We start from the raw sequence: 13515 nt of genomic DNA, 5'->3' as shown, positions 1-13515 counted from the left end.
CACTTCCACACAACCGAAATTTAAACTTTACAGCCAAAAACAAAACAAAAAACTTACAATTATGGCTCAAATTGAAATTATTATGCCCAAAATGGGTGAGAGTATTATGGAGGCTACTGTGCTTTCGTGGCTAAAGAAAGTTGGCGAGCGCATTGAGGCAGACGAATACTTATTGGAGGTAGCAACAGATAAAATTGATACTGAAGTGCCTTCATCGCATGCTGGGATTGTAAAACAGTACTTGGTACAAGAGGGTGATATTGCTGTTATTGGAAAGCCTATCTGTATTATTGAAACTGATGGTGAAGCCAGCTCTGAGCCAGTTTCAGAAACTATCGAAAAGGAAATCCAAGAAATTCAGTCGCTGACAGGAATTAATTTAGACCCTACCAATCAAGCGAGCGCAGAGGTTATTTCTGCTGATACAGCTAACCGTTTCTATTCGCCATTGGTTATGAGTATTGCTAATGAGGAAGGAATTTCGGCACAAGAATTATCCCAAATTGCAGGAACAGGTTCGGAAGGTCGTGTGACTAAACATGATATTTTGGCATACTTAAAAAATCGTCAAAATCCTGCAAGTATTGCCACTAAAGTAGCTCAAACTGCTGTGGTTGAGACACCTAAAGCCGCTCCAATTACTTTCTCTGGTCAAGACGAAATCGTACAAATGGACCGTATGCGTCGAATGATTGCCGACCGAATGGTTGACTCAAAACGCATTGCTCCTCACGTAACATCTTTCGTTGAAACAGATATGACAACGGTATCTTTGTGGAGAGAAGGTATCAAAAATAGCTTTAAGAAAGAATACGGTGAAAATATCACTTATACGCCTCTTTTGATTGAAGCCGTGGTAAAAGCCATTAAGGATTTCCCTAAAATCAATGCTTCGGTGGATGGTGATAAAATTATTTATCGTAAAAACATCAATATTGGTATGGCTGTAGCTTTACCAAATGGCAATTTGATTGTTCCTGTAATTCATAATGCAGATTCTTACAATTTGATTGGTCTGACTAAAAAGGTCAACGATATTACCCAACGTGCTCGTGAAAACAAGTTGAGACCAGAAGACCTCGAAGGTGGAACTTACACCATCTCAAATATCGGTACTTTTGGTAACATCATGGGAACACCGATCATTATGCAACCGCAAGTGGCAATTATTGCTTTTGGTGCTATCCAGAAAAAACCAGCCGTCATCGAAACACCTCAAGGTGATTTAATAGGTATTCGTCAAAAGATGTTTATCTCTCATTCGTACGACCACCGTGTTGTGGACGGCTCGCTTGGTGGACAATTTGTCAAACGAGTTTCTGATTATTTAGAAGGCTTCGACCCAAAACGAAACCTTATCTAAGGTTTATCTAAAAGGTTTTAAATCCTCAAAGAAGGTGATGCAAAGTATCAAGCTTTGTCCGGTCTTCTTTGAGGATTTTTTCTATATTTTCAAAAGAATCATGTTCAAAAACATTCGCTACACTTCCTTTTTTTAGCCATAATATCTTATCACATACTCCCGTAAGTGTCTCTAAAATATGTGATGTTAAAAGGATAATCTTCCCTTTTGCCTTTAACTTCAAAATGATTTCTTTGAGCAGAAAACTAGACTCTAAATCAAGCCCATTAAAAGGTTCATCAAAAATCATTACTGGTCTATCAAGTATTAATATGCTTAGCAATGCCAGCTTTTTTTTCATACCTGTCGAAAAATCTTCTATTTCTTGGTTCAAGGGTATGTCCAACATTTCTGCCCAAGATTGAAGGTCGACCATTTGTCCATTTTTAAAAAAAATGTGAAGATATTCTTGAGCGGTAAGATGCGGATAGAAATAATTATGCGTTTCGAGCATTGCTATTGATTTTATATTCAGTTGCTCATGTTGAAACTGAATTATTCCCTGCTGTAATGGTAAAAAGCCAGCTATCGAGTTTAGTAAAGTAGATTTTCCTGCACCATTTAAACCCAAAATGCCAAGTATTTCTCCATTATTGACCTCAAAGGATACATTATCTAAAACAAGATTTTTTTCATACGAAAAACTAAGGTGATTAATACTAAGCATAAAAATAGGTTTGAAGGTTTCTGATAGCTTTTGGATAGAATACGATAAAAAGTACGATAGAAATTGGGAAGAAATAAGGTAGTAACATTCCCAACAAAGTCATTACAACATATACTTTTCCTGATGTGACAGATTCATTAGGGATATAGGATTTGTACTTATTTAAAATCAATACAGTAAAGTTGAGCAAATAAAAGAATAGTAAAATCAGATAGGCTAACCAGTGTTCAGGAAATCGGAATATATACCATAATACAATTGGTGCAATAAACTTTGCAAAGAGGAATAACTGAGAAAGAATTTTTGCTTTTAAAAACCCACGAGCACTCTGGTGGTCTAATTTTAAGATTAATTGGCTTTCGCAAAAATTATAACAACCTACTAAACTAATTGTCACCAAACCAATACCTATAAAACCAGCCCAATGCCAGATACCTACGATGATTGTTAAAAGATAAAGTCCATATATTCCCCATCCGTTTTGTCGAAAGTGAGCATGCCATTCAAACTGAGAGGGAGGAATCCATGAGTGTTTCAATCGAATAGCACGCCAGTTGAGTTCAACATTAGGCTGAAACCTTGCCAGAAATGCCACAATCACAACAGTAAAACTCCCATACAGCCAATTTTGACTCCAGAGTACATTCCATCCAACAAAAGGAATTGTTAGCATTTCGTATTCGAATAGATACACAAGCCATGTTTTTTCCAAGAAAATTTGCTGTAGTAGTCGCTTATCCTTTCGGTTTTGGTGAAAAGGAATAATTGAAAAAGGAAGAATGAGAATCCACAAAGGACTTGTTTTCGAAATACCAATTAGTTGCAGAAACAACCCTATCAACAAACATATTGCCAGAAATGTATATATCCATCCCATTTTTTGAAGAATTGAAAGGAATTGTCTACATCTGAGAAAGCATATTTTTTGTATCATGAAGCATTCGTTTTGTCATTGAATTAAGGTATATAATCTATGAGTCGCAAACATCAACGGATAATTACAAAAAAAGGCTATCCAGTTGATTGGATAGCCTCAAAAATTTATTCTTTTTCGAAATTAGAATTGTGCATCTGCTGGTTTCACATTCGGACGAATGATTCTCAACCATGTCAAAACTTTAATCACTGGATATGTAGGGTCGATTTCGTACCATTTTGCACCAAAGTTCATGCTGTTAGGCAATTTATGATGGTTATTTTGGAACAATTCACCCATCATCAAGAAATCAAAAATCAATGAGTTTCTTGATTTATCGTGGTTATCAAAATTTTGGTATCCATACTTATGACCAGACCAGTTAACGATAGCACCGTGGATAGGTCCCATCAAAAAGTGGATTGGCAATAAAAAGAAGAATGCCCAGTGCATATCGAAGTACACAAATGCAACGATATAAAACACAGAATAAGCAACTCCCCAACCAACGCGCGACATCCAGCTATCGCCCAATTTCTCAATAAAAGTTGAGTATGGGTAATTGTGGTCAAAACGTTCTTCAATTTTTGTTTTACTATTCAAAAGTGCATTGTAAATGTCTTTTGTTTTCCACATCATTGTGAACACATTGCTCGAAAAATGAGGTGAGTGCGGATCCTTCTCGGTATCGCTGAATGCGTGGTGCATTCGGTGCAAAATCGCATAAGCACGAGGGCTCAAATAAGAAGAACCTTGAGAAACGTAAGTCAAAAAATAGAAGAAACGCTCCCAGAATTTGTTCATCAAAAACATTTTGTGCGCCGAATAACGGTGCAAGAAAAATGTTTGGCTAAATAATGACAAATACCAGTGAATGATAAATGCGGGTAATACCAATTGCATGTGTAAAAGTTGTTTAAATGTTACAACAAATATACTCTTTGTTATCCTAAATTGTTTTAATCATTAATTATTCTGACAAATGTCATTTTTCTTGCAAATTTAGTCAGGATTAATCGTATGGTTTTCAGGAAAAGTACAAATTCTAAACTACTAACCTATTGTTTATAAAGGCTATTTTTTCCTAAAAAGAGGTTAAGGCAAACGACAAAAGATTGGCGCCCATCTGCAATGCTCTTTGGCGAATTGGCTCGGGGTCATTGTACACAGATTGATCTTCCCAGCCATTACCTAAATCGCATTCGTAACTATAAAAACAAATCAATCGCCCTTCCCAAATCAAGCCAAATCCTTGCGGAGCTTTGCCATCATGTTCATGAACTTTGGGCAGACCATTGGTGAATTTGAACTTCTGGGAATAGATTGGATGATTATAAGGCAATTCCACAAAATTTAGCTCAGGAAATACCTTTTTCATTTCTCTACGAACGAATTTATCAAGTCCATAATTGTCATCAATGTGTAAAAAACCACCACTCAACAGATACTTTCTTAGGTTGCGAGCCTCTGATTCGGAGAATACCACATTTCCATGACCAGTCATGTGCACAAAAGGATAGGTAAACAATTCGGGGCTACCAGGCTCTACAATATCTTCTTCAGGAAAGATGTTCATTCGCAAGTTGCTATTGCAGTACTTAATGAGGTTTCCGAGTGATGTCTTGTTACAGTACCAGTCTCCACCTCCGCCGTATTTCATCTTTGCAATCTTAAAAGATGCCTGAGAGTAGGCAGGTTGAAATCCTAGGAAAAGTACAATTCCGAGTACAATGCAAGCAAGGTGTCTAAATCGCATCATATAGTATAAATATCGTAGTTAAATGGACGGATTGTATATATTATTGATTCAACAAATTCGCTGTATGACAAGCTACTAAACCCGCTGTTTCGGTTCTCAAACGACTTTCACCGAGACTTACTGGTCTAAATCCTTTGCTCAAAGCCTGTTCGATTTCTTCTGGCGAAAAGTCACCTTCAGGACCAATCAGCACGCAAATGCTTTGTTTTTGCATTGGAATATCTTTCAACAATGTCCTTTCTCCCTCTTCCAAATGCGCAATAACATGAAAATCCGCTTCTGGAAGTTTAGTCAGAAAGGTTTTCCATGTTTGAATCTCATTAATTTTGGGTAAATATGCTTTTAAGGATTGTTTCATGGCACCAATTGCCACTTTTTCAATTCTCGGTATTTTGATTTCCTTCCTCTCAGAATAACGGGTTTGGATAAAAGATATTTCATCAATACCTATTTCGACACATTTTTCTACCATCCATTCTATTCTATCCAAATTTTTGGTTGGAGCTATAACCAGATGAAAACGATAAGGTTGCTTTCCAAATGCTAGCTTTGTTTCCAGAATGCGAAATTCACATTTTTTATCATTTGCTTTGCTTATTTCGCAACGATACAACCCTCCTATTCCATCTATTACATGAATTTCGTCTCGTTCTTTCAAGCGTAATACCTTAATAGCATGACGAGACTCTTCTTCACTTAGTTGTTGTAATTTTTGAATTTCTGGTTGATAAAATAAATTCATTCCACTTTATGTTAAACTTTATGCTTTAATGCGTAATCTTCTGTTGATTCCAAACAAACAAGGTCGCAAAAACCTGTTTTTTAGCTTTGCGACCTTACTTTTTGACCATGCTTTGTTTTATTCGTCGTGATCAGTTTTGAAAGAATAAAGCGTTGGGTCAAGTCTGATACTTCCAGTCAAGAAATCGTCAACAAACTTAATTACAACTTCTTCTGTGATTTCATCTACATTCAAACATACGTCAATGCCGATACCATATTCAAATTCTTCATCAATTTCAATATGTTCAGACAACTTAATTTCCTCATTCTCTTCCATTTCATCGATTATCTCAGCAATGAAAACATCCACTTCCTCATCAAGTGCCTCATTAGGTTTGTACTTAGCCGAACGTTGATCCATTGGCACGTATTTAGGAAATGCCTTTACTGCTTTTTTCTCAGCAGCTTCAAACACAACGCTACTATAATGCAAGCGCAAAGTATAAAGCACAGCATCATAAATCACTTCTTGGCCTTTGTATTCACCTACAAATTGAACATGAACAAACTCTTCAACATTGTCTGGTTCATCATTTAGCTCGTCTTCGAAGTACACAAATTTTTGACCAGCTTCTTGGCATTCTTGCTTTAATTGAGCGATTTCGGCTGGGTCAAACCCTAAATTTTTTGGTTGTGCCATAATTTTAACTTTAATAGATTTTCTTAATGTTTTGTCAAATATAAGAAAAATGCCCTCTATTTGAGAATAGAGGGCATTAAAATTATCGAATTAACAATAACTCACGGTATTTTGGTAAAGGCCATTCATCATCGTCAACAATTAATTCAAGCTTGTCAACGCAATAACGGATTTCTTCAAAATAATTTTTGATTTTGTCACTGTACATTTTAGCACGTTCGTAAGCATCTTCTAAGTTGTTTGCTTCTTTACGAGCTTCAGTCATTTCATCTACCAAAGTAGTGATTTTTGACGTGTACTGCGAAATCTTCTTAATCATCTCTACCGTAGGAGCATAATACTGCGGGTCGATACCGATTTCTTTTTGTCCACGTACGTTATCTACCAATTGTGTTTGGTATTTCAATGAAGTAGATACCACGTGATTGATTGCCAAATCGCCCATAACACGAGACTCGATTTGTACTTTTTTCATGTAGTTCTCTAATTCGATTTCAAAACGCGCGTGCATTTCTGTCTCACTAAAGATGCTGTATTTGGTAAACAACTCGATAGCAGAAGGCTCAATATATTTAGCCAACGCCTCTGGAGTAGTTTTCAAATTAGACAAGCCACGACTTGCTGCTTCTTCTACCCACTCGTCAGAATAGCCATTTCCTTCAAACAAAATACGTTTAGTTTCCTTCACGTATTTCTTCAATACCTCAACAATAGCTAATTCCTTCTTAATTCCTTTTTCGAGGATAACATCTACTTCCTCTCTAAATTTAATTAATTGGTTTGCCATAATGGTATTCAAAATCGTCATTGGTGAAGCCGAGTTCGCTGATGAACCAACCGCACGGAATTCGAATTTGTTACCAGTAAAGGCAAATGGAGAAGTACGGTTACGGTCGGTATTGTCCAACAACAATGCAGGAATTTTGTTGATACCCAAACGCAAATACACATTATCTCCTTTTTCTAACTTAATATCATTCAAGTCAGAAAGGTTTTCTAAATCATTTAATACACGACTCATTTCGGTACCAATGAAAATAGAGATAATCGCAGGAGGAGCTTCGTTTGCACCCAAACGGTGTTCGTTACCAGAAGTAGCGATAGAGGCTCTCAACAAGTCTGCATGATCGTGTACGGCTTTAATGGTATTCACAAAGAACGTCAAGAAACGAAGGTTTTCTTTCGGTTTCGTCGAAGGTCCCAACAAGTTAATACCTGTATCTGTACCCAAAGACCAGTTGTTGTGTTTACCCGAACCATTGATACCCGCAAAAGGTTTTTCGTGGAACAACACTCTTAATTTGTGTTTAGCAGCCACTTTGTTCATCAAGTCCATCAACAAAGCATTGTGGTCACAAGCCAAGTTAACTTCCTCAAATGTTGGAGCTACCTCAAATTGAGCTGGCGCTACCTCATTGTGACGTGTACGTACTGGCATACCCAATTTCAAGGCTTCCAATTCAAAGTCAACCATAAAGGCATTGATTCTTGAAGGAATCGAACCAAAATAGTGGTCTTCCAATTGTTGACCTTTTGCTGGAGAATGTCCGAAAACAGTACGACCTGCCATCATCAAGTCTGGACGAGCATTATACAATGCTTCATCCACCAAGAAATATTCTTGCTCAGCACCTAATGTAACGGTTACTTTAGACACATCACGGCTAAAGTATTCATTCATTACTTTAGTAGCCGCCTTGTCGATTAACTCAATTGATTTCAACAAAGGAGTTTTGTAGTCAAGCGCCTCACCAGTGTAAGAAACAAATACTGAAGGAATACAAAGCGTGGCAGTACCAGCAGTGTTTTCCATAATGAAAGCAGGAGAAGAAGGATCCCATGCAGTGTAGCCACGAGCTTCGAAAGTAGAACGGATACCACCATTCGGGAATGAAGACGCATCTGGCTCTTGTTGAACCAAAGCACTACCTTTAAATTTCTCGATTGCTTTACCCGTATGAGTCACATCAAAAAACGCATCGTGTTTTTCTGCGGTTGTGCCCGTCAATGGTTGAAACCAGTGAGTATAGTGTGTAGCACCTTTTGAAAGTGCCCAAGATTTCATCGCTGCTGCTACCTCATCGGCCGCCTCACGGTCTATCTTCTTCCCATCTTGGATAGCGTTGGTAATTTTGAGATATGCTTCTGGACTAAGGAGCGAACGCATCACTTCGTCATTAAAAGTATTACTGCCATAAAAGTCAGTTACTTTTTCAGTAGGCACTTTAACAGGGACAGTCTGGCGTGACTGAGCCAATTCAAGAGCTTTAAATCTTGCTATTGCCATAATTTGAAAATATGAATTTTGGTTGACAAAATTGTTTGCAGTCCAAAAATAGACAATAGATTCATAAAAACAATCAGGATTTTTTCAGAAACCCGTATAAATACCCTAATATCGTTTTAGCTTTTCTGCAAAATCTAGTTCGTTATACATATACTATATCTATAATAATTGCATTATTACTTTAAAAGCAGTTTGAAAAACATCGGGGATTCAGAAAAAAAATGAAAAAAACACCATTTTAGGCTTAAGTACAAACTATCAAATGAATTCAAAATAAAATCTTTTAAGAAAAAATTGTATTATTCCAATAAATATAGAAAATATTTTGCATTATTCTTTTATTGCAAAATTATATCTTGTACTTTTGGATATCACAAAATATAATTCGCATTAAGAGGAAATTAAGCATTTATGCAGATAGTATTTTTTACTCAAAACTGACGAATGCAATCAAACAAGTTAAATTTTAAATCTTTTTTGAAATTTTTTTTGTATTTTTCTCATAAACTAGTTTATATTTGTACCAAGAATTACGAAATAATTAACCAATCAATAAAAATCAGTTAAATTATCATGGCAAAATCAAAACTTGAGTATATCTGGTTAGATGGATACAAACCAACTCAGAGTCTACGTAGCAAAACTAAAATTGAAAACAATTTTAGTGGAAAATTAGAAGACTGCGATATGTGGTCATTCGACGGTTCATCAACTGAGCAAGCCCCTGGTGGTTCTTCTGACTGTTTATTGAAACCAGTATATATTTGTGCTGACCCAGCTCGTAGAGATGCTTATTTGGTTATGTGCGAAGTTTTGAACGCTGACGGTACGCCACACGAATCTAACGGTCGTGCAACTATCGAAGACGATGACAACGATTTCTGGTTTGGTTTTGAACAAGAATATTTCTTGTGGAACTTAGAAACTGACAAACCTCTTGGCTTCCCAGCTAACGGTTACCCAGCTCCACAAGGCCCATACTACTGTTCAGTAGGTGCTAAAAATGCTTACGGTCGTGATATCGTTGAAGAGCACTTAGACATCTGTTTGGACGCTGGTTTGAACGTTGAAGGTATCAACGCTGAAGTTGCTGCTGGTCAATGGGAATTCCAAATTTTTGCTAAAGGTGCAAAAGAAGCTGGTGACCAAATCTGGGTTGCTCGTTATTTGTTGGAAAGATTAGGTGAGAAATACAACGTAGCTATCAACTGGCACTGTAAGCCACTAGGCGCAACAGACTGGAACGGTTCAGGTATGCACGCTAACTTCTCTAATACTGTATTGCGTACTTGCGGAAGCAAAGAAACTTACGAAGTTATTTGCGAATCATTCCGTCCTTACGTTGCAGAACACATCGCTGTATATGGTGCTGACAACCACTTGCGTTTGACAGGTAAGCATGAAACTCAGTCAATCGATCAATTCTCATTTGGTGTATCTGACCGTGGTGCTTCTATCCGTATCCCAATCGCTGCAGTTGAAAAAGGTTGGAAAGGCTGGTTGGAAGACCGTCGTCCAAACTCTGCTGCCGATCCATACAAAGTTGCAGCTCGTATCATCAAAACTGTAAAAACTGCTAACGTTTAATCAGCATAATGATATATTTAAAGCCCACCCAAAAGGTGGGCTTTTTTATTTGCCCACACTTCCCAAATATTTACAAAATGGGCGTAACTTTACGGAAAAATTTATAGGCCGTGTTAGATAGATTGTACTTTTTAATGAGATATTACCTTTATTGGATTATCTACTTTATCATCAGCAAAGAAGTTTTCGTTCTTTATCATTTTAATAAATTCCATGCTCTCGATAGTTTGACTCAAATGAAGATTTTTGTAGTTGGTCTTCGTTTAGATGCTTCATTTGCTGCTTACTTGAGTATTTTACCATTTACCTTATTAGCATTTTCGATCAATCCCAAAATTCAAAAACCCGTTTTGAGTTTTGTCAAATACTATACCTATATATTGGTCATCATTTGTACTTTGATTGTTACCATAGATTTGGAACTCTATCGTGCTTGGGGTTTTAGGATAGATACTACTCCTCTGATGTATTTGAGTAACCCCGAAGAAATGATGGCTTCGGCAGGAGCTTCCCCTACTAGTTTATTAATTTTTATTTGGGTAGTTATTAGTATCATTTCAATACTAGCTTTTCATTTTCTTTTTCAAAAAATACGGTTTGAAAAACTCCCTTGGCTCAACTTTCCAGTTGTCCTTTTTTTAGCTGCCGCACTAATTATTCCAATTCGTGGAGGGTTACAATTAGCACCAATCAACCAAAGTGCAGTTTATTTCTCAAACAAGCTATTTGCTAATCATGCAGCTATTAATCCTCTTTGGAATTTTGCAGATTCTTGGTTTAATAAAACTGCCGATAAAGGTAATCCTTATCAATATTTACCAATAAAAGAAGCTGAAAAAGAAGTATTAATTACCCTACAAAATAATTCGCCAACGACTGAATATGTCATAGATACAACAATTACCAAACCCAATGTCTTAATCATAACATGGGAAAGTCTTACGGCAAAAGTATTTGATAAAACTGGCGGATTGAAAGGTGTTTTGCCCGAATTAGGTAAAATTGCGGATGAAGGTATCCTTTTTAGGAACTGTTTTGCCAGTGGTGACCGTTCAGATAAAGGATTGATTGCTATTTTGAGCGCATTTCCTGCACAACCAACGGCGAGTGTCATGACTATGCCAAAGAAAACGGCTCATTTGCCGATTTTAAGTCAGGATTTCAAAAAACTGGGATACAGTACAGCATGGTATTATGGTGGTGAGCCCGAATTTGCCAATATTAAGTCTTATATGTTGGCTGGTGAATTTGACCAATTGATTACCAAAGAAAACTTTGACCCAAAGGATATGAACTCCAAATGGGGCGCACACGACCATGTGGTTTTTAATCGATTATTGCATGATTTGAATGTGTATAAAGAGCCCTTCTTTGTCAATTATTTTACCTTAAGTAGCCACGAACCCTTTGAAGTACCTATGGAAACGGTTTTCAAAGGCGATGACATGAAGGATAAATTTATCAATGCACATCATTATACCGATAGAAGTCTGGGTAAATTTATTGAAGAAGCTAAAAAACAAGAATGGTGGAAAAACACCATCGTCATTATTGTGGCAGATCATGGACATCCTTTGCCAAAAGATGACAAAAAAATAGACAATTTTCATATTCCAATGGTTTGGACTGGCGGTGCATTGAAGGTAAAAGGAAAAGTAATCGATGCCGTTTGTTCACAGAATGATTTGGTGGCGACTCTCCTAGCTCAACTTCGTAAGCGCAATCCAGCTTATCAATGGTCTAAAAATATATTTCAACAAAATTATCAACCATCGGCATATTATGTTTTCAATGATGGTTTCGGCTGGGTAGCTCCAAGAGGAAATTTTGCTTTTGACAACCAAGGTAAAAACCTCATCGAAACCTCAGGAAAAGTCGATTCAAACCTTGTAAAACAAGGAAAAGCATATCTTCAGTTATCATTTCAAGCATTTTTGAATTTATAGCTGTAACTTTGCCAAATAGATTTCTAAAAAGATTTATGCAAAACACTGAGAATCATACGGATAAAAAGAAAGTAGCCTTTTATACCTTAGGCTGTAAATTGAACTATTCGGAGACTTCAACCATTTCTCGAATGTTTGAATCGAAAGGGTATGAAAAAGTAGAGTTCAATCAAAAGCCCGATATATTTATCATCAATACTTGTTCGGTAACCGAAAATGCCGACAAAAAATGTAAGAAAATTGTCAAGGAAGCCAACAAAATCAACCCTAATGGCTACGTGACTATTATTGGTTGTTACGCACAATTGAAACCCCAAGAAATCGCTGATATTGAAGGAGTTGATGCTGTTTTGGGTGCGGCTGAAAAGTTTCAATTGATTGATTTATTGGATGGTTTTGTAAAAGAACCTAGTAGTCAAAAAGCCAAGGTTTACAATCAAAATATCGAAGAGGCAATTGACTATCATACTTCTTATTCATTAAATGACCGTACTCGTACCTTCTTGAAAGTACAAGATGGTTGTGATTACCCATGTGCTTATTGTACGATTCCCTTGGCACGTGGAGCCAGTCGTTCAGACAGTATTGCCAATGTGGTAAAGGCAGCGCAAGAAATTGCAGCAAGTGGTGTGAAAGAAATTGTATTGACGGGTGTAAATATCGGGGATTTTGGTTTGCGCAACGGTAATAGAGAAGAAACCTTCTTCGATTTGGTCAAAGCACTCGACGAAGTAGAGGGAATCAACCGCTTTAGAATCTCGTCTATCGAACCAAACTTGTTGACAGATGAAATTATCGCATTCGTGGCGCAGTCAAAACGCTTTGTTCCGCACTTTCACATACCTTTACAATCGGGTTCAAACAAAGTTTTGGGCTTGATGCGTCGTCGTTATAAAAGAGAGTTATATATAGATAGAGTTCAAAAAATCAAAGAACTCATGCCAGACTGTTGTATTGGCGTCGATGTCATTGTAGGTCATCCAGGCGAAACAGAAGAAGAGTTTTTGGAAACATACAATTTCTTAAACGAATTACCAATTAGCTATTTGCACGTATTTACCTATTCAGAGCGTGAAAATACCACTGCTATTGGTATAAAACCTGTAGTTCCACAAAGTAAACGTGCCGAACGTTCGAAAATGTTGCATATTTTGTCAGACAAAAAACGTCGATATTTCTATGAGCAACAATTAGGAAAAAGCTTTGAAGTACTATTTGAAGAAGATGTAGAAGACGGACAAATGCAAGGCTTTACTGAGAATTATGTTCGAGTGACAGCCAAGTATGACCCACTCTTAATCAATGAAACTAAGCAAGTTGCCTTGGTAAGCATTAATGAAAAAATGCTAGTAGAGGTTCAAGAAGCCGAAGTATTATTCGAAAGTCATTAAAACAAAAAAGGCTGTTCAGAGTTGAGCAGCCTTTTCTTATAACAAAACAAAACCACAAGAAACCAAACTTGTGGTCTGCAAAGATAATTAATATTCTTAGAATAATACTAACAATAAGCGAATTTTCTCCAAATTGT

General features: G+C 36.9%; 11 protein-coding genes. 4 read left to right on the top strand and 7 right to left on the bottom strand.

Translation table 11 applies throughout. From position 1 onward, the window contains the following. Positions 1-61: 61 nt before the first annotated feature. On the top strand, positions 62-1363 hold the full coding sequence (locus QM491_RS09460; RefSeq protein ID WP_283327260.1) for a dihydrolipoamide acetyltransferase family protein: 1302 nt from the start codon (positions 62-64) through the stop codon (positions 1361-1363). A 25-nt stretch (positions 1364-1388) separates the two neighbouring features. Here QM491_RS09460 and QM491_RS09455 read toward each other — a convergent pair whose 3' ends face one another. The 7 genes from QM491_RS09455 to QM491_RS09425 all read right to left on the bottom strand — a co-directional run bounded on the left by QM491_RS09455 (position 1389) and on the right by QM491_RS09425 (position 8454). Continuing rightward, positions 1389-2069, bottom strand: coding sequence for an ABC transporter ATP-binding protein (locus QM491_RS09455; RefSeq protein ID WP_283327259.1), 681 nt, complete (start codon positions 2067-2069; stop codon positions 1389-1391). Further along, positions 2062-2946, bottom strand: a complete 885-nt coding sequence (locus QM491_RS09450) for a hypothetical protein (protein WP_283327258.1) — start codon at positions 2944-2946, stop codon at positions 2062-2064. Before QM491_RS09450 ends, QM491_RS09455 begins: the two co-directional genes overlap by 8 nt. A gap of 180 nt (positions 2947-3126) precedes the next feature. After that, on the bottom strand, positions 3127-3888 hold the full coding sequence (locus QM491_RS09445; protein ID WP_283327257.1) for an acyl-CoA desaturase: 762 nt from the start codon (positions 3886-3888) through the stop codon (positions 3127-3129). Between the two features lie 181 nt (positions 3889-4069). Beyond that, the gene (locus QM491_RS09440; protein WP_374761251.1) at positions 4070-4744 is read right to left on the bottom strand and encodes a DUF4159 domain-containing protein; all 675 of its coding nucleotides are present in this window, start codon (positions 4742-4744) and stop codon (positions 4070-4072) included. A 40-nt stretch (positions 4745-4784) separates the two neighbouring features. Further along, positions 4785-5486, bottom strand: coding sequence for a 16S rRNA (uracil(1498)-N(3))-methyltransferase (locus QM491_RS09435; RefSeq protein WP_283327256.1), 702 nt, complete (start codon positions 5484-5486; stop codon positions 4785-4787). Between the two features lie 117 nt (positions 5487-5603). Continuing rightward, on the bottom strand, positions 5604-6167 hold the full coding sequence (locus tag QM491_RS09430; RefSeq protein WP_283327255.1) for a hypothetical protein: 564 nt from the start codon (positions 6165-6167) through the stop codon (positions 5604-5606). Positions 6168-6249: 82 nt separating this feature from the next. Then, positions 6250-8454 (bottom strand): glutamine synthetase III family protein, encoded by a 2205-nt coding sequence (locus tag QM491_RS09425; protein ID WP_166550233.1) that lies wholly within the window; start codon positions 8452-8454, stop codon positions 6250-6252. A 573-nt stretch (positions 8455-9027) separates the two neighbouring features. Here QM491_RS09425 and QM491_RS09420 point away from each other — a divergent pair. From QM491_RS09420 to mtaB, 3 genes are all read left to right on the top strand, one after another. Then, positions 9028-10041, top strand: a complete 1014-nt coding sequence (locus tag QM491_RS09420; protein WP_166552187.1) for a glutamine synthetase beta-grasp domain-containing protein — start codon at positions 9028-9030, stop codon at positions 10039-10041. A gap of 236 nt (positions 10042-10277) precedes the next feature. Further along, positions 10278-11987 carry an LTA synthase family protein gene (locus tag QM491_RS09415; RefSeq protein ID WP_283327254.1) on the top strand — a complete coding sequence of 570 codons (1710 nt, stop codon included), beginning with the start codon at positions 10278-10280 and terminating at the stop codon, positions 11985-11987. Between the two features lie 35 nt (positions 11988-12022). Continuing rightward, complete coding sequence (gene mtaB, locus QM491_RS09410; RefSeq protein WP_283327253.1) at positions 12023-13378, top strand: tRNA (N(6)-L-threonylcarbamoyladenosine(37)-C(2))-methylthiotransferase MtaB; 1356 nt, start codon at positions 12023-12025, stop codon at positions 13376-13378. Positions 13379-13515 lie beyond the last annotated feature (137 nt).

Source organism: Flectobacillus longus (assembly GCF_030056705.1).
Classification (GTDB): Bacteria; Bacteroidota; Bacteroidia; order Cytophagales; family Spirosomataceae; genus Flectobacillus; species Flectobacillus longus.
Note: the sequence above shows the minus strand (reverse complement) of the source record. Positions and strands in the feature narration are given on the sequence as shown.